At 66.4% G+C, this 16,824-nt stretch carries 16 protein-coding genes; 10 read left to right on the top strand and 6 right to left on the bottom strand.

Features of this window, described 5'->3' with window-relative positions; all coding sequences use genetic code 11:
- Window positions 1–41: 41 nt before the first annotated feature.
- The 4 genes from OK17_RS12615 to OK17_RS12600 all read right to left on the bottom strand — a co-directional run bounded on the left by OK17_RS12615 (window position 42) and on the right by OK17_RS12600 (window position 4,054).
- Entirely contained in the window at window positions 42–287 is a 246-nt protein-coding gene (locus OK17_RS12615) for an acyl-CoA carboxylase subunit epsilon (RefSeq protein ID WP_461417638.1), read from the bottom strand.
- Complete coding sequence (locus tag OK17_RS12610) at window positions 284–1,912, bottom strand: acyl-CoA carboxylase subunit beta (RefSeq protein WP_006359257.1); 1,629 nt, start codon at window positions 1,910–1,912, stop codon at window positions 284–286. The genes OK17_RS12615 and OK17_RS12610 overlap by 4 nt, the downstream gene beginning before the upstream one ends.
- Window positions 1,913–2,113: 201 nt before the next feature.
- Entirely contained in the window at window positions 2,114–3,211 is a 1,098-nt protein-coding gene (locus tag OK17_RS12605) for an LLM class flavin-dependent oxidoreductase (RefSeq protein WP_461417637.1), read from the bottom strand.
- Window positions 3,212–3,340: 129 nt separating this feature from the next.
- Window positions 3,341–4,054 (bottom strand): GntR family transcriptional regulator, encoded by a 714-nt coding sequence (locus tag OK17_RS12600; RefSeq protein WP_461417642.1) that lies wholly within the window; start codon window positions 4,052–4,054, stop codon window positions 3,341–3,343.
- A 514-nt stretch (window positions 4,055–4,568) separates the two neighbouring features.
- Here OK17_RS12600 and OK17_RS12595 point away from each other — a divergent pair.
- From OK17_RS12595 to OK17_RS12565, 7 genes are all read left to right on the top strand, one after another.
- Window positions 4,569–5,711: a sugar ABC transporter substrate-binding protein gene (locus OK17_RS12595; RefSeq protein ID WP_461417636.1), complete on the top strand. Its 1,143-nt coding sequence runs from the start codon at window positions 4,569–4,571 to the stop codon at window positions 5,709–5,711.
- A complete protein-coding gene (locus tag OK17_RS12590) occupies window positions 5,711–6,763 on the top strand; it encodes an ABC transporter permease (protein ID WP_461417635.1) in 1,053 nt (350 codons plus the stop codon). Before OK17_RS12595 ends, OK17_RS12590 begins: the two co-directional genes overlap by 1 nt.
- Window positions 6,760–8,286 carry a sugar ABC transporter ATP-binding protein gene (locus tag OK17_RS12585; RefSeq protein ID WP_461417634.1) on the top strand — a complete coding sequence of 509 codons (1,527 nt, stop codon included), beginning with the start codon at window positions 6,760–6,762 and terminating at the stop codon, window positions 8,284–8,286. The genes OK17_RS12590 and OK17_RS12585 overlap by 4 nt, the downstream gene beginning before the upstream one ends.
- 63 nt (window positions 8,287–8,349) lie before the next feature.
- Window positions 8,350–9,663, top strand: coding sequence for an NtaA/DmoA family FMN-dependent monooxygenase (locus OK17_RS12580; protein ID WP_461417633.1), 1,314 nt, complete (start codon window positions 8,350–8,352; stop codon window positions 9,661–9,663).
- A gap of 36 nt (window positions 9,664–9,699) precedes the next feature.
- Window positions 9,700–10,608 (top strand): LLM class flavin-dependent oxidoreductase, encoded by a 909-nt coding sequence (locus OK17_RS12575; RefSeq protein WP_461417632.1) that lies wholly within the window; start codon window positions 9,700–9,702, stop codon window positions 10,606–10,608.
- A gap of 8 nt (window positions 10,609–10,616) precedes the next feature.
- Window positions 10,617–11,867: an LLM class flavin-dependent oxidoreductase gene (locus OK17_RS12570; protein WP_461417631.1), complete on the top strand. Its 1,251-nt coding sequence runs from the start codon at window positions 10,617–10,619 to the stop codon at window positions 11,865–11,867.
- 67 nt (window positions 11,868–11,934) lie between these two features.
- Window positions 11,935–12,726 carry a biotin--[acetyl-CoA-carboxylase] ligase gene (locus OK17_RS12565; protein WP_461417630.1) on the top strand — a complete coding sequence of 264 codons (792 nt, stop codon included), beginning with the start codon at window positions 11,935–11,937 and terminating at the stop codon, window positions 12,724–12,726.
- 58 nt (window positions 12,727–12,784) lie between these two features.
- Here the strand turns inward: OK17_RS12565 and OK17_RS12560 are convergent, their stop codons facing one another.
- The gene (locus OK17_RS12560) at window positions 12,785–13,438 is read right to left on the bottom strand and encodes a hypothetical protein (protein ID WP_006865874.1); all 654 of its coding nucleotides are present in this window, start codon (window positions 13,436–13,438) and stop codon (window positions 12,785–12,787) included.
- Window positions 13,439–13,539: 101 nt separating this feature from the next.
- On the opposite strand from OK17_RS12560, the gene OK17_RS12555 reads away from it, so the two are divergent.
- Genes OK17_RS12555 through OK17_RS12545 form a run of 3 tightly spaced genes read left to right on the top strand, consistent with a single transcriptional unit; the run spans window position 13,540 to window position 16,224 of the window.
- A complete protein-coding gene (locus OK17_RS12555) occupies window positions 13,540–14,133 on the top strand; it encodes a PH domain-containing protein (protein WP_461417629.1) in 594 nt (197 codons plus the stop codon).
- A complete protein-coding gene (locus OK17_RS12550) occupies window positions 14,130–14,810 on the top strand; it encodes a response regulator transcription factor (protein WP_232715705.1) in 681 nt (226 codons plus the stop codon). The genes OK17_RS12555 and OK17_RS12550 overlap by 4 nt, the downstream gene beginning before the upstream one ends.
- A 43-nt stretch (window positions 14,811–14,853) precedes the next feature.
- Entirely contained in the window at window positions 14,854–16,224 is a 1,371-nt protein-coding gene (locus OK17_RS12545) for a sensor histidine kinase (RefSeq protein ID WP_461417641.1), read from the top strand.
- Here OK17_RS12545 and OK17_RS12540 read toward each other — a convergent pair.
- A complete protein-coding gene (locus OK17_RS12540) occupies window positions 16,196–16,756 on the bottom strand; it encodes a GtrA family protein (RefSeq protein ID WP_040535547.1) in 561 nt (186 codons plus the stop codon). The genes OK17_RS12545 and OK17_RS12540 overlap by 29 nt on opposite strands.
- Window positions 16,757–16,824 lie beyond the last annotated feature (68 nt).

Here is a 16,824-nt window from a genome sequence, read left to right as displayed (position 1 = left end):
GTCTCGTGTGTGTTCGACCCGATCTGGGAGTCAGGCACGTGTCAGTAGCGCAGGTTGGTGAAGCTCGACGGTGCGCCCCACTGCGGACGCAGACGGTCGACGGGACGACCCCAGTCGTTGCGGATCTCCGGTTCCGGCTCGCCACCACCGGCACCCGCGCCGGCCAGGACACTCACCAGAACGGCGAGGTCCTCGTCGGTCGGGTTGCCGTTGACGACGGTCAGGAACGGCTTCTCGGCTGCCTTCTCGGCAGCGGCGTCATTCTCGTTCACGGCGCTCTCACTCACAGCGGGATGTTCCCGTGCTTCTTCGGCGGCAGATTGACCATCTTGCGCTCGAGCAGCTTGAGCGCGGTCGCGATCTGGCCGCGGGTGTGGCTCGGCGGGATGACCGCGTCGACGTATCCGCGGGCCGCGGCCACGTACGGATTGACGAGGGTGTCCTCGTACTCCTGCTGCAGCTCGAGGCGCAGTGCGTCGACGTCCTCGCCCTTCGCGGCAGCTTCCTTGAGCTGGTTGCGGTAGACGAAGCCGACGGCGCCGGAGGCACCCATGACGGCGATCTGTGCTGTCGGCCATGCGAGGTTGACGTCGGCGCCCATGTGCTTGGAGCCCATGACGTCGTACGCGCCACCGTAGGCCTTACGGGTGATGACGGTGATCTTGCCGACCGTCGCCTCGCCGTAGGCGTAGAGGAGCTTGGCGCCGCGGCGGATGATGCCGCGGTACTCCTGGTCGGTACCGGGCAGGAAGCCGGGGACGTCGACCAGGGTGACGATCGGGATGTTGAAGGCGTCGCAGGTGCGCACGAAGCGGGCGGCCTTCTCCGAGGCGTCGATGTCGAGGCAGCCGGCGAACTGCGTCGGCTGGTTGGCGACGATGCCGACGCTGCGTCCGTCGACGCGGCCGTAACCGACGATGATGTTCTTCGCGTAATCGGCCTGGATCTCGAGGAACTCGTCGTCGTCGAGGATGCGACGGATGACCTCGTGCATGTCGTACGGCTGGTTCGGCGAGTCCGGGATGAGCGTGTCGAGCTCGAGGTCCTCGTCGTTCAGGGTGTCCTCGATGGACCCGGCGGCCGGCTGCGCGACCGGCAGGCGCGGCGCGTCGGCGCGGTTGTTGCTCGGCAGGTAGCTCAGGAGCTCCTTGACGTATTCGAGCGCGTCCTCCTCGTCGGAGGCGACGTAATGTGCGGTTCCCGACTTCGCCATGTGGGTGGTCGCGCCGCCGAGTTCTTCCTGCGTGACCTCTTCACCGGTGACGGTCTTGATGACGTCGGGGCCGGTGATGAACATCTGGCTGGTCTTGTCGACCATGACCACGAAGTCGGTCAGTGCGGGCGAGTACACGTGGCCGCCGGCGGCGGCACCCATGATCAGCGAGATCTGGGGGATGACACCCGAGGCGCGAACGTTGCGGTGGAAGATCTCGCCGTACAGGCCGAGGGAGACCACGCCCTCCTGGATACGGGCGCCGGCGCCGTCGTTGATGCCGATCAGCGGGCGGCCGGTCTTGATGGCCAGATCCATGACCTTGACGATCTTTTCGCCGTAGACCTCACCGAGGCTGCCGCCGAAGACGGTGGCGTCCTGCGAGAAGATGCAGACCTCGCGGCCGTCGATCGTGCCGTAGCCGGTGACCACACCGTCTCCGACAGGTCGACGCTCGGCGAGACCGAAGTTGGTGCTGCGGTGCTTGGCGAGCGCGTCGAGTTCGACGAACGATCCCTCGTCGAGCAGATGGGTAATCCGCTCGCGGGCGGTCAGCTTGCCCTTCGCATGGGTCTTCTCGACGGCGGCCTCGCCCACGGGGTGCTTCGCCTCTTCGAGACGATTGCGCAGATCGGCGAGCTTCCCCGCTGTCGTGTGGATGTCGGGAGCGGCGGAATCGTCGCGTGAAGCTGTGGTCATGACTGTCGATGCTAACTACCCGAGTGTGAGCCACGTCAACCGGATCAACGTGAGATATCCCTCAGGTTTCCGAGCGATCGGTCGGTGGCGGTCCGTTTGTCCGTTTTCGGGTGCGTTCTGCTGCCTCTGAGCTGCACGAACGCGATCCCGCGCGGGGTCGGCGGGCGACGCCGACGACCCCGCGCGGAGCCGCGATCCGACTCACACCGCGGCGAGGGAACTGACGCGCGGCGCCACGTTCTGCATGAAGGCGGAGACGTCGGTCGTGTAGTCGGGGAACGACAACACACTGCGGTCCACGCCGATCTGGTCGAGATCGTTGAGGAATGCGGCGATGCGGTCGTATGAGCCGACGAGGTGCGGGTGGAACAAGCAGGAACCGGTGACGACCGCGGCGCGGGTCGGGTGGTCGAAGTCCACGTCGAGCACCTGGCGGCGCTCTTGGGTCTGGATCTTCGCCGACATGCCGGTCGGGTCACCGGCGGCTGCGGCACGGAGCCCGTCCGCGGCCTCGACGTCGGTGTCGGCGGCGAACGACTGCACCATCTCCACCGCCTCGGCGTCGGTGGGGGCAGTGATGATGCCGTACAGCGCAGCGGTCCCGACGTCGCGCCCCGCCCGCGAGGCGACGGAGACCAGATCGGCGCGTGCCTTGGCGATCTGATCGAAGTCACCCAGCACGAAGTTCACGTCGGCGCGATTGGCGGCGGCCTCGATCGACCGCGGGGACTGACCCGGGATGATCACCGTGACCCCATGACGCGGTGTCGGCTGCACGAGGCAGTCGTCGAGCCGGAAATGTTCGCTCTCGTATGTCATCCGTCCGGTCTCCCACAGGGTCCGCAAGATGTGGACGTACTCGTCGACGTAGCCGTAGCGCTTGCTCGGATAGTCCTCGCCGGGCCACAGCCCCATCTGCGCGTACTCGCTGCGGTTCCAGCCGGCGACGATGTTGATGCCGAACCGGCCGCTGCTGGCGTCGTCGTAGGTCGCGGCGATCCGGGCGGCCATCGCCGGGTGGACCGACGGTGCGCCGACCGAGCCCCAGATCTTGATGGTCGACGTCGCGCCGATGAGTGGTCCGACGACCGCGAGCGGATCCTGGGCGTAGTCCCAGAAGCCGCTGCCCTCGGCGCCGTAACCGCGGAACTTGGACATGGTCAACACGAATTCGTAACCGGCGGCCTCGGCGTCGACCGAGATCTGCTTGTTCAGTGCATAACTCGGCATGTACTGCGGGGAGGCCTTGGACAGGATGTAACCGTTGTTGACCGTCGGTAGAAAAACACCGTATTTCATCAGCACTCCTGGGTTCGTGGACGGAGGCGGCGCCTCCGATGCGGCGATCAGGAGATGACGTTAAGGACAATGTGTTTCAGGCCATGTCCTGCTCCGGTAACCGTAGTTTGCGCGGGTGGAGGCCCTCTTTCAGCTGGCCCGATGGACGATCCCGCCGGGCGGCAACGCAGCTGCCGGTTCCCGGACGACGCTCAACGGCTCGGTCACGAACGATGCACGGTCGGAGCGATAGTGGTCGAAGGACACCTGGACGGGTGCGCCGTCGGCGTCGGTGAAAACCTGTGTGCGACAAAGTACCGGTGAGTTCTCCGGTACTCCGAGCAGCGAGCTTGTGCGGCTGTCGGCTGCGGCGGCGGTGACTTCCGTGACCACTGCGGTGATCGGGGTGCCGAACGACGACGTGGCCATCGAGGCCATCCCGACCGGACCGGTGTAACTGCCGAAGTCGAAGGTGATCTGCTCGGAAAAGTACGCCGTCCGTACGCCGATCGGTTCGTCGCGGCGACGGAAGAGGACCTCGACGAGTCGGACCGTCTCGGCGTCGGTGCCGAGATGCGACCTCAGGAACTCCGTGGTGTTCACGGTCCGCTGGTCGACGATTTGCAGGGAGAGGTCCGAATCCGGTTCTGATCTGTCGATGGTGTCGGAGATCTCGAGCCGGGCGTGGCGCATTTGCACGATTGTCCCGACCCTCGGCCGGCGAACGAGCAGACCGTCGTCGGCAAGCGACCGCAGCGCCTCACGTACGGTTCCGCGACTCGCCCCGAGTTCCCGGACCAGTGCGTCCTCGGCGAGTTGGGCCGACTCGGGAAGGTGGCCGGCCCGAATGGATGCGGCGATCATGTCACGCACCCATCGAACGGTCGAGTGTCGGCCGTGGGCCGAACCGCCTTGACTGCGTGGATGATTCCGAAGGCCAACGCTGAGGTCCATGTCCGTACCCTAAGGCCGTTTTGCTACATGGACATTTCGGGCAATCGCATTCCTGTTGCGGCGTGGTCGACATCACTCCAGTGGCGGAGGACCCTGTGACGTAGGGACTCTCGTCCGGCGCGTCCGGGTCCCTCTCGGGCTCGCCGTGCCCGGGCGAAATCCAGCGTGTTGGTGGCGTAATCCCCACGGAGGGGCTCACGGAGTGGCACATTGCGTTCGCGCCCAGCTGGTGAGCTGCGGAGACCCGAAGTGACCGGAAGCGCATTTCGATCGTTACCTGGCGCAAACGATGCGCAATGCCGCGGTGAATGCGGTGTAATCGCCGCCCCGTTGCATTCAACCCATCAGACGGCATCCCGTGGAGCCCTGATTCACATCGGTTGGGTGGTGTGCGCCATCCACGCACGAAAGCACCGGAGAATCCATGAAATCGATCAATCGCAGGGCAGTCGGGGCGCTTCTTCTCGGTGTCGCGCTCAGCCTGTCCGCCTGCACGACGGCTACCTCGTCGGACAACTCCGCCTCGACGGACCGAACACTGTCCGCGGAGGCGGCGAAGTGCGTCGAGGGAGTCAGCACAAGCCTCGGAACAGCAATGGAGCCCACCGAACTCATCTCTCCGGCCGGGCCGTTGGACTTCTCGAGCCTTGAAGGTGACAGCATCTGGTTCATCTCGTCGTCGATGAATCAGTTCTCGACCGACATGTCCGCGGGCGCCGAGGAAGCTGCCAAGGCGGCGGGTATGAAGCTGGTTCGCTTCGACGGTCAGGGATCGTCCAACCGGTACAACGAGGGCATCGAACAGGCGGTCGCCCAGCAAGCCGCCGGAATTCTCCTCGTCGGTATCGACCCATCGCTCGTCTCCTCGGCGCTCGCCGTGGCTGGCGCGGCCGGCATTCCCGTGTTGAACGCCATCAACAGTGACCGGTCCGTGCCCGCTCCGGCCAACATGTACGGGAACCTCACCTCCGACTTCACGATGGACGGCGGCGCGGCCGCGGACTGGATGCTCACCGACAGCGGCTGCGATGTAAACGTCGCGATCATCTACGCCTCACAGCTGCCGATTTGGGACAACGCCGCTCAGGGTGCCAAGAAGCGAATCGAAGAGCAGTGCTCCGAATGCGACGTGACACTCCTCGACATCGACTTCGCCAACGTGGCCACCTCCATCGGCAGCGAACTGCAGTCCGCTCTGCAGCGCAACCCAGACATCAATTACGTGTTCCCGGTCTGGGACAGCGCCGTCACTTTCGTCGATCCCATTCTCGCCACGGCCAATTCGAAGGCCAAGGTGGTCAGCCGGGACGGACTGCAGCCCAACCTTGATTCGATCCGCGACGGCGGCCAGGCGATGACCGTTGCGATGCCGCCCACCGGCTGGATCGGGTGGATCGCGGTGGATGACCTCGCCCGCGCGATGCTTGGGAAACCGGCTCCGGGTTACTACATCCCGACTCGCGTCGTGGACTCCAGCAACATCGGCAAGGCGACGCCCGAGGACGTGTTCCCGAACTACGTAGACTACGCCGCCGAGTTCAAAGAGGCCTGGGGGCAGGCGAACTGATGACGACGACTCAGGACGGGGCCGGAGTGACCGCCCCCAAGGCAGAGGTGACGGTCGGCACGGCTGACATCGTCATTGCGCCCGAACCAAAGAAGACCTCGGCGAAGGGAGCGACCGGCCCGTTCGAGCGGTGGGCTCTCGTCGGTGCGCTGGGACTGCTGGTGGCGGTGTGTGTGATCGCACTGCCGCAGTTCCGCACCGGCTCGCTGTTCACCACGATGCTCAACGCGCAATCGTTAGTGCTCCTGCTCGCGCTCGCCGCCACGATCGTGCTGCGGATGGGTGACTTCGACCTGTCGATCTCTCAGACGATGGTGGCCACCGCGGCAGTAGTCGTGGTGATGACCAAGAACGGATATCCGACGATCCTGGCCATCGGTACCGCGTTGGTACTAGGCGCTGCGGTCGGATTGTTCAACGCGCTGATCGTGGTGCGGATCGGTGTCGACTCATTCGTGGCGACACTCGGTACCTACACCGCGCTGGCCGGCTTCGCCTACCTCATCACCGGCAGCCGGATCGTTGCCGGGGTGTCGGACGGCTTCGTCAACTTCTCGAGGTCGCAGTTGCTCGGTCTGCCGCTGATCACCTGGTACGCATGGGCCCTGGTGGTGATCCTCTGGTACATCTACCAACGGACCCCTCTCGGCCGGTACACCGTGTTCATCGGAGGCAACCGTGCTGCGGCCCGGCTGGCCGGCATCCGGGTTGACCGCATCCGTACCGGCGCATACGTCGTGTCCGGAATCCTGGCGGCCTTCGTCGGTATCTGCTTCGTCGGCTACTTCGGCTCGGTCGATCCAAGCGTGGGATCGCAATACATGTTGCAACCGTTCGCCGCGGCATTCCTCGGCGCGACGGCCATCACCGTCGGTCGATTCAACGCCTGGGGCACCGTCGCCGCGCTTTATCTGCTCACCGTCGGGATCACCGCGCTGCAGTTGCTGGGCGCACAGACCTGGGTGACGAACGTCTTCTACGGTCTGGCACTCATCATTTCGGTCTCGGCGGCGAGACTCGCCGGTCGTCGGCGGGCCGGAGCACGGACATGACAGCCCTGAACGTGTTGGGGCTGAGCAAGTCCTACGGTGGCGCGGTCGCGCTGGACGGGATGGACCTCCTTGTGCGCCCGGGGGAAGTGCACGCGCTTCTCGGTCAGAACGGCTGCGGAAAGAGCACCCTGGTCAAGTCCCTCACCGGAGTGGTGACCCCGGACGCCGGGACGATCGAGGTGTTCGGTCGGAATGTCAATGTCCCGGTGGACGATCCGCATGCACACGGGATCGCGGTCATCCACCAGGACATCGGCCTCGTCGACGACATGACGGTGCTCGAGAACCTCGGCGTCAACGCCCGCTACGGGACGAGGCTCCTTGCGCCGGTGCGGGTCGGTCGCGAGAAGGCGATCTATCGGGAGCTGATGAACCGGCTCGGCTTCGACTTCCCGCTCGACGCGATGGTTTCGACACTTAGTCCTGCGGAACGCGCACTGCTCGCGGTGGTCCGCGCACTTCGATTGATGGACATCGACAGTGACGAACAGTTGTTCATCCTCGACGAGCCGACGGCCGCGCTTCCTCGCCCGGAGGCGGCGCGTCTGCTCGAGCTGATGCGGCGGGTGGCCGACACCGGTGCCGGCGTGCTGTTCATCAGCCACCGGCTCGCCGAGGTCATGCAGGTCTGTGACCGTGCGACCGTCATGCGCGCCGGCAGGAACGTCCTGGAGGTGCCGATCGCAGACACATCCCGTACTGAGCTGGTGTCGCACATGCTCGGTCGACGCATGGACGATTTCTATCCGGCTCCGCCGTCGACGGAGATCGGTGCTCCACTGTTAAGGGTCCGGAACTTGACGGGGGAGCGGGTCGAGGACCTCGACCTCACTGTGCACGCCGGTGAGGTCGTCGGTGTGACGGGTCTGGCGGGCATGGGGCAGGACGAGCTGCCGATGCTGCTAGCCGGTGACGTGACCCCGGTGGCCGGCACCGTCGATGTCGACGGCGAGACGATGCGGCCGGGCGAACCGAATGACGCCATCCGATCGGGCATGGTGTTGGTGCCGGGAAACCGTCTCCGCGACGGCTGCTGGGCAGAAGGCACGGCCGAGGAGAACGTGATACTGCCCGTGGTCCGGCGGTACCGGGGATGGAAGGGTCTGGATCTCGGGCGGCTTCGAGACCGTGCTCAAGAGCTCATGACCTCCGTGCACGTCCATCCCAACCGTCCCGCCCTGCCGATGACCGCTTTCAGCGGTGGCAACCAGCAGAAGATCGTCTTCGCGAAGTGGCTCCAGCTGAAGCCGAAGGTTCTGTTGCTCGACGAGCCGACCCAAGGCGTCGACCCCGGTTCGGCAAAGGAGCTACTCGCCGACGCGCTGGAGGCGGCGGACGCCGGCTCGGCGGTCGTGCTGTTCTCCGGCGAGCACGAACTGCTCGCCGCGGTGTGTCACCGCGTCCTGGTTCTCCATCACGGACAGCTGATCGACGAGCTGAGCGGAGATCGACTGACTGAGCAGCTCCTCCTCGAGGCGTGCGAGTCGTCGCGCGTCGAGAACCTGCTCGACGCCTCCGCCTGAGTCCGCTGCCCCCACAGGGGCCATCCACCCAACAAGCCATTCACCACGAAGGACACCGACCAGATGACCGCAGATCCGTTTCGCCTCGGGTGGTTCGGCAACCTCGCCGCACCCGAATGGAAGAGTCCCTACGGCGGCAAAGACGCGACGACCGACTTCTTCAACGGCCGTTTCTATGTGGACATGGTGCGCAACCTCGAACGGGCGTGTTTCGACTTCCTGATGATCGAGGACTCGCTCATGGTTACCGACATCTACCAGGGCACCGCCGAGATCGAACTCAAGCACGCGCGATATGCGCCGAAGATGGATCCCGTGGCCGCGGCATCGATGCTGGCCGCCGCGACCGAACACATCGGCATTATCGCGACCGCGTCTACGACGTTCTATCACCCGTACCAATTGGCCCGGCAGTTCGCGACTCTGAACAACCTGACCAACGGTCGGATCGGCTGGAACATCGTGACCTCCAGCGAGGATCGTGCCGCGCAGAACTACGGGCTCGACGAGCTGCCCGAACACGACCTCCGCTATGAGATGGCCGAGGAATTCGTGGATGTCGCCATGAAGCTCTGGGGTTCGTGGGAGGACGGGGCGATCTTGGCCGACCCCGAGTCCGGGTACTACGCGGACCACACCAAGGTGCACCCGATCCATCACCAGGGCAAGTACTACCGATCCCGCGGACCGCTCAATGTTCCGCCCGGACCCGGTGGGCGTCCGGTGATTTGTCAGGCCGGCGGATCACCGCGTGGCCGGGACTTCGCGGCGAAACACGCAGACGTAATCCTCACCATCCCGCACGGGGTGGAGGGTGCGAAGGACTATCGTGCCGACATTCGCCGTCGTGCAGCGACATTCGGTCGCGATCCAGACGAGATCAAGGTCTTCCCGGTCATCTATCCGATCATCGGCGAGACAGAACAGGAGGCCAAGGAGAAGAACGCCGCCTGGTACGCACGCAAGCAGCACAACTTCGAGGTCCAGATGGCGCACTTTGCCGCCACCATGGAGATCGACTTCTCCCAGTTCGATCCGGATCGGCCGATCCCCGAGGATGTTTCGACGAACGGTCATCAGAGCACCCTGGAGATCTGGCGAAAGCAGCTCGCCGGCAAGACGATCCGCGAAGGGTTCTCGGGGATGCGTGTCCAGACGACCGAGATGGTCGGGACCCCCGATTCCGTTGCCGCGCAGATGGGCGAGTTCATGCAGGAGGTCGGCGGCGACGGCTTCCTCATCTACGGTCAGCCGATCAGCAGACAGTCGATCGCGGAGGTCACCGACGGCCTGTCTCCCGCGCTGCAGCGACGCGGGTTGTTGCGGACCGACTACGCGCACCCAACTCTCCGCGAGAACCTGACCTCCTTCATCTGACCGGCAGTTCAGCCTGCCCCAAACCCTGGGAGAACCATGACAGTCGCACCACCGGTGGTGTGGTTCCTGGAACACGCAAATGCGGCCGCGTTGTCGCGTGCCGTGGTCGAACTCGACCTGGCCGGTGTCGATGCCGTCGTCCTGCCGACCGAGGACACGGCGACCGGCGCCGCGGATCCCTTGCTGGTCGCCGCCTCCGTTGCGCGGAGGGCTCAGCACATCGGTCTGGTGTTGACGTTGTCGCCGTGGAGCCAACCACCGTTCCTGACCGCTCGCGCTCTCAACACGTTGGACGCGATGTCACACGGGCGTGCGGGGTGGTTCGTCTCGCCAAAGCGTCCGGAAACCCTGAGCACCGACGACTCAGGTCGTTGGACGGTGCACGGTTCCGAGAGCGGGGAGATCGAGTCCGCGCTGAGCGACTATCTCGGAGCGACTGCGGCCCTGTGGAATTCGTGGGAGCCGAATTCGGTGATTGCCGATGTTGAATCGGGCCGGTACGTCGACGCGGATCTTGTTCACGTGGTCGACTACCGCGGGCCGTACTACTCGACCCGTGGTCCGCTCAACGCCCCGCGGCCACCGCAGGGACGTCCGGTGACCTTCTCCGACATGAACAGCGGCACAGTGGATCCGGTCGAGACAGATGTCTTGGTGGTCGACAACGAGCACGACGTCGACGCCGGACGCCGTTCCGGCAAGCGAGTGCTGCTGCGGGTACGGGCAGAAGACGTATTGTCGATGCCGCCCAGCGAGGCCGACGGTTACGCGATCTCCGACGTCGGACTCGGCGGCTTGTTCGGCCAGGTTCTCCACGAAGTGTTTCCTGCACCGAGCACTCCGCCACACGGGCAACTGCTGAGAGATCGCCTTGGTCTCGATCCGGGCGACTTCGAGTTCCGTGCAGGTGGCGTCCGCGCTCGCGCCGAGGCGGTTGCGCGATGAGATCGCCGATGACGCTCGCCTGGTTCGTCAACTACACCCCGACCGGTTGGAACCGGCCGTGGTCGGGGACCAACCCGCAGGCTTGGCTCGACGGCTCCTTCCACATCGACATGGCGAAGGCCCTCGAACGGAGTTGCATCGACTTCATCATGCTCGAGGACTCGAGCGTGGTCCCGGAGAACTTCGGCGGCGACATGGTTGCCGAGTTCAAGGCGACCGTGAAGGCACCAAAACACGATCCGATCCCCCTGGCGGCCGCGATCGCACAGGAAACCGAGCACCTCGGGATCGTGACCACGATGAGCACGAGTCTCTACCCGCCGGACCGGTTGGCCCGGATCCAGTCGACCCTCGACGAACTCAGTGGCGGCCGCTGCGGTTGGAACATCGTCACCTCCTTCGAGGATCTGGCGGCGCAGAACGTCGGTCTGGAAAAACTGTGGGAGCACGACGACCGCTACAAACGATCCGACGAGTACCTCCGGGCCGTCAGCGCGATGTGGGAAAGCGGCGACCGCGTCGAACATCGAGGCGAACACTACGTGATCGACGGGCCGGCGGCGCGGCTTAGCCACCAGGACCGCCCCTTGCTGTGCCAGGCCGGCGGTTCATCTGCCGGGATGGACTTCGCCGCGACGTGGGCCGATGTCATCGTGTCGGTACCGGTCGGCCTCGAGGCGATGAAGGCGTACCGCGATGGAATCCGAGAGCGCATCGAACGCTCCGGCGGGGACCCCGACCGTTGCCGGGTCCTGTTCATGGTCGTCCCGATCCTCGGCGAGACCGACGCCGAGGCGCGGGCGAAACGCGATCGGTTCTACTCGCCGGACAGCGATCACTTTCTCCGTCGGATGGTCCAGCTGTCGAACATCTCCGAGATCGACTTCTCGCAGTATGACTTCGACAGCCCCGTCCCGGAAGACGCCACGACGAACGGAGCGCAGAGCATCCTCGACTCGATCAAGCGCCAGACGAGGGGATCGTCGTTGCGCAAGGTGCTGGGAAGCACTGGCGACTCCACCTCACTCGCCCTTGTGGGTACGCCGGCAATTGTCGCCGACCAGATGGAGGAGGCTATGGAGGTCGTCGGCGGCGACGGATTCCTCTTCCACCGGGGCGGCGCGGGGTTGATCACCAGGCACTATCTGGCCGAGGTCCTCGACGGCTTGCTCCCGGAACTGCAGCGTCGCGGTCTGGCTCGGTCCGCGTACGCGCCCGGCACACTCCGGGAGCGCACCGTCCCGGCGACAGTCGGCTGAGCGACGTGCCTCGCGGGTGGGGAGCATGCGGGTAGTCGGGTTCGGGCGAGCAGTAGGTTCTTCAGACATGACCCTCGACGCCGACCTGCTCCGCACCCGACTCGCCGACACGCGCTGGCACCGGATCGAGGTGGTCGACGCGACGGGGTCGACCAACGCCGATCTCGTGACACGCGCGGCCACCGAATCGATCGACGGGACGGTGCGCCTGACCACCGATCAGACCGCGGGCCGCGGGCGTCACGCGCGGACGTGGACGGCGCCGCGTGGGACCCAGCTGGCGATGTCGGCGGCGGTCGAGGTCGGCGAGCACACCGAGCATCTCGGTTGGCTGTCGCTGCTGGCCGGCCTCGCCGCGGTCCAGGGCATCGGTGAGGCCGCAGGCGTACGGCCGACTCTCAAGTGGCCCAACGACGTTCTCATCGAGGGGCGCAAGACCGCCGGAATCCTGTCGGAGTACACGCGCTCGCCCCACACCCGCGGCGGGGACGGGGGAGTGGCGGTCATCGGCACCGGGCTCAACACGACGATGACGCAGGAGCAGTTGCCGGTTCCCACCGCGACCTCGCTGCAGCTGGCGACCGGCAGAGACGTCCCGCTCACCGAGCTCGCGGCGTCGTACCTGCGGGCGTTGTCGGAGCTGCTCGACCTCTGGCCGCACGACGTCGACGGACTCGCGGCCCGCTACCGGGAGGACAGCGACACCATCGGGCGCCGCGTACGGCTGGTGCTGCCCGGCGACGAGGAGGTGGTCGGCACCGCGACCGGCGTCGACGCATCCGGGCGGATCGTCGTCGACGCCGACGGTCGGCAGGTGATCGCGGCCGCAGGCGACGTCACGCACCTCCGGCCGGTCTGACTTCGACGGGGCTCAGCCGGCGGAGAAAACGGGGCTCAGCCGGCGGAGAAAACGGGGTTCAGCCGGCAGGACGCTGCAGGCTCTTGATGCCCATCGCGGGGATGATCGTCAACGGCGGCAGGCCGATGACGAAGTGCAGGATCGCGGTCTCGATGCCGACCGAGGTCTGCTGGTAGGTGAGGATCGGAATCAGGACCGCGGCGACCAGCAGCAGGCCGACGATCCAGCGGTAGAACTGGTTGGGCGCCGGCGTGATCAGCTGGAGGACGTACCAGAGGGCGCCCGCGGCGAGCGCGCACAGGAAGCCCACGACGCCGAACCAGATCTCGCTGGCCGCCACCGGATTCCACACCCCGAGCTTGCCGGACTCGTTCACCTTCTCGACGAAGGCCGAGATGATCCACGCGACCAGCCAGGCCGCCAGGCCGGTGACCACACCGGTCATCACCACTCCACCGGCGAAGGTGACCGGGTTGACGTCCGGGCCGCGTCGCGGCGCCCGCGCCGGCCGCGGCTGCTCCGCATATCCGCCCGCGGCGCGGTAGGCGTCGCCGCCGCCGTAGGGCTCGGCGGGGTACTGGTCGCGGTACGGCTCCTCGTAGGGCGCGCCCTGCTGGCTGTAGGCACGCGAATCGGGGTTGTAGCCGGACTCGTAGCGGGCGGTCCGGGGATCGGGATCGCGGTGCGGGCCCCGCGGGTCCTGGTAGGTCATCACATCTCTCCTCGCCGACCGCCCCAACGTGCCCGGCAGTCGATCGGTACTGGTGCCTCGCAGTCTACTCAGCGTGCCCCCCGGGCACGCCCGTCCCGATTATGCTGAGAGGCATGGCTTACCCGCGGGAGAACCTGGCGCCCGGTGAACGTGTGGTTCTCCACCGGCACCCTCATTGGAAGTGTCTGCTCGGGCCGTTCCTGCTGTTCGGGATCATCACCGCGGCCGCAGGTGTCCTCGCCGGCGTGATCGCCGGGTCGTCGCTGAGCTCGACCCCGCGGACGGTCCTGCTGATCGTCGTCGGCGTGGTGTGGGCGCTCGGCCTCATCTGGTACTTCATCCGCCCGCTGCTGTCCTGGAAGACAACGCACTTCGTGCTGACCGACCGCCGGGTGATGTTCCGCAACGGAATCCTCACGCGGTCCGGGATCGACATCCCGATCCGGCGGATCAACACCGTCGAATTCCGCCACGGCGTGATCGACCGGATGCTGCGGACCGGCACGCTGGTCATCGAGTCGGCCTCCGACGAGCCGTTGTCCTTCGACGACATCCCGCAGGTGGAGAAGGTCCACTCCCTGCTCTATCACGAGGTGCTCGACATGTACGGCGACGACGACCACCCCGACTCCGGCTACGGCGACCCGGACGAACCCGCCGATCGTCCCGACAACAGCGGGGCGCGGGAACGTTGACCAACGTGCTGCTCGCCGAGGACGACGCCGCGATCGCCGAACCGCTCGCACGTGCGCTGACACGTGAGGGTTACGGGTGCGAGGTCGTGAGCACCGGCGCCGACGCGCTCGAGAAGGCGCTCGACAGCCATTACGAGCTGCTCATCCTCGACCTCGGGCTCCCGGTTCTCGACGGACTCGAGGTCTGTCGACGCGTGCGTGCCCAACGGCCCGCGCTTGCGGTCCTCATGCTCACCGCGCGCACCGACGAGGTGGACTTCGTCGTCGGGCTCGACGCCGGGGCGGACGACTACGTGGGCAAACCCTTCCGGCTCGCGGAACTGCTCGCCCGCGTGCGCGCCCTGCTGCGGCGCCGTCAGCCCGGCGACGGGGACGAGGTCCTCGAGGGCGGCGAGATCCGGCTCGACGCCCGGGCGCGTCGCGTCCTGGCCGACGGCCAGGACCTCACCCTGGCGAACCGTGAGTTCGATCTCCTGCGGTTCCTCATGGAGCGCGCCGGCGAGGTCGTGACGCGCGAGGAGATCCTGACCGAGGTCTGGGGGTCGGCGGATCTGCGGTCGTCGAAGACCCTGGACATGCACATCTCGTGGCTGCGCCGGAAGATCGGCGACGACCGGCACAGCCGCCCGCGGCACATCGTGACCGTGCGCGGCGTCGGCTTCCGGTTCGACCCCTGAGCCGATGCCCATGCGACCGGCCTCGATGCGCCGCCCGGCGTCCATGCGGCGACGCCTGCTCACGACCATGATCGGTGTCCTGATCGCGGTCGGCTGTCTGCTGGGCATCCCGCTGAGCGTGGTCGCCTGGTGGTGGGTCGCCGACAACGCCCACCAGGACCTCGACAACCGGCTCAAGATCATCGCCGATCAGCTCATCCGTCAGGAGGGCGCCGACGGGCGAATCCCGCGGGACTCGGTCAACCGGGAGTCCTTCGAACTGCTCCTGCCGCCGAACGGACGTCTGACGATCACCTATCCGGATCTCGAGGGGACGGCCCAGCGGTTGGTCGTGGGCGCCGACATCGGGGGTCCCCGGCTGTCGGAATCCATCGGCCTCGGCTCCGCGGGAATGCTGACCCTGTCCATCCCGCGCGACGAAGTCCGCGACGACCAGATGACCGCGACCGGGATCGTCCTGCTCGTCGTGCTCTCCTCGGTGATCGGCGGATCGGTGGTGGCCGCCGTGACCGCCGGCCGGATCGTCGACCCCCTGACCGATCTCGCCGACCGGGCGGCGACGCTCGGGCGCGCCGACTTCCGCACCGAATGGAAGATGTACGGCATCGCCGAGCTCGACCGGGTGTCCAGGGCGCTCGCCGACGCCAACACCGCGCAGGCGCTGCGGATCGAGCGGGAGCGTGAGATCGCCGGCGATGCATCGCATCAGCTGCGCAGCCGGCTGACCGCCATCCAGCTGCGACTCGAGGAGCTGACACTGCACGAGGATCCGGCCGTGGTCACCGAGGCCGAGGCCGCACTCGATCAGGTCGAACGACTGGCCACCGAACTCGACGAATTGGTGGAGGCCTCGCGCGCCGACGAACCCGCACCGCATTTCATCGACGTCGGGGAGATGCTCACCACGCTGGTCGAGGACTTCCGCCACGCCTTCGACGCCCAGGGCCGCGAGCTGACCGTGGAGGTCGACGGGGCGCCCCAGGCACTCACCTCGCAGTCCGGGCGCCTACGCGAGGCGGTCAGCGTGCTCGTCGACAACGCGCTACAGCACGGCCGCGGGATGTGCCGGATCGACGTGAGCACGCTGCAAGCCGGTGACCTGGTCCGCATCACGGTCGCCGACGAGGGCGAGGGAGTGGCTGACGAGATCTCCGCGCACATCTTCCGGCGCGGCTTCTCGGCCGGGAAACGGCCGGGTGCCGGTCGCAGCGGCGTCGGACTGTCCCTGGCACGGGCGCTCATCGAGGCCGACGGCGGACGACTGGAACTCACCGTGCGGCGTCCCCCGGTCTTCGCGATCGTCGTCCCGGCCCAGTATGCGAGCGGCTACGGCGAGGACCCGGACGAGCAGGAGGATCCGGGTCAGGACGACTCGGACACCGGCATCACGCGTGACCGAGTTCCTCATCGTTGAGTTCGGCGAGCGTCGGGTGCAGGTCGGTGGACCCGGCATCGCCGCCGCGCAGCAGCTCCTCGGGGAACGCGAACTTGCGCAACGCCCAGAACCGGAAGGCCATCTGCATCAGGTTGCCGATGATGTAGCCGAGGACGAAGTCGACGACGACGACCTCGGACACACTGAGGTTGGACCGCATGTCGAAGACGTTGTTGCCGATGAACAGCGGTGCGGCCTGCAGGATGACACCGATCCCGCTGATGATGAAGAACAGCAGCGCCTCGTGGTGCCGCTCCCGGCCCCCGCGGTTCTTGAAGGCCCACTCGCGGTTGAGGATGTAACTGAGGATCGTCGCCAGCACACCGGCGATGACCTTGGCGATCACCGGCTTGGTCTCGAGGATCGTGAGACTGAGGCTGTAGAAGATGGCGAGGTCGAAGACGAACGTCGTGCCGCCGACCATCGCGAACTTGATGAGTTCGTGGTGCCGCATGACGAGCCGTCGGACCGGCGCTGGGAGGCGAGCGATCAGCTCGTCGATCAATGGCACAAGATCCGAGTGTACGAAACAAATCGGTCGGGACAGTTCTCCGGGCGGTTGTGCGGATGACGGACCGG

The sequence above is a fragment of the Gordonia sp. GN26 genome (genome assembly GCF_054823965.1).
This window is presented reverse-complemented; position numbering and strand designations above follow the sequence as displayed.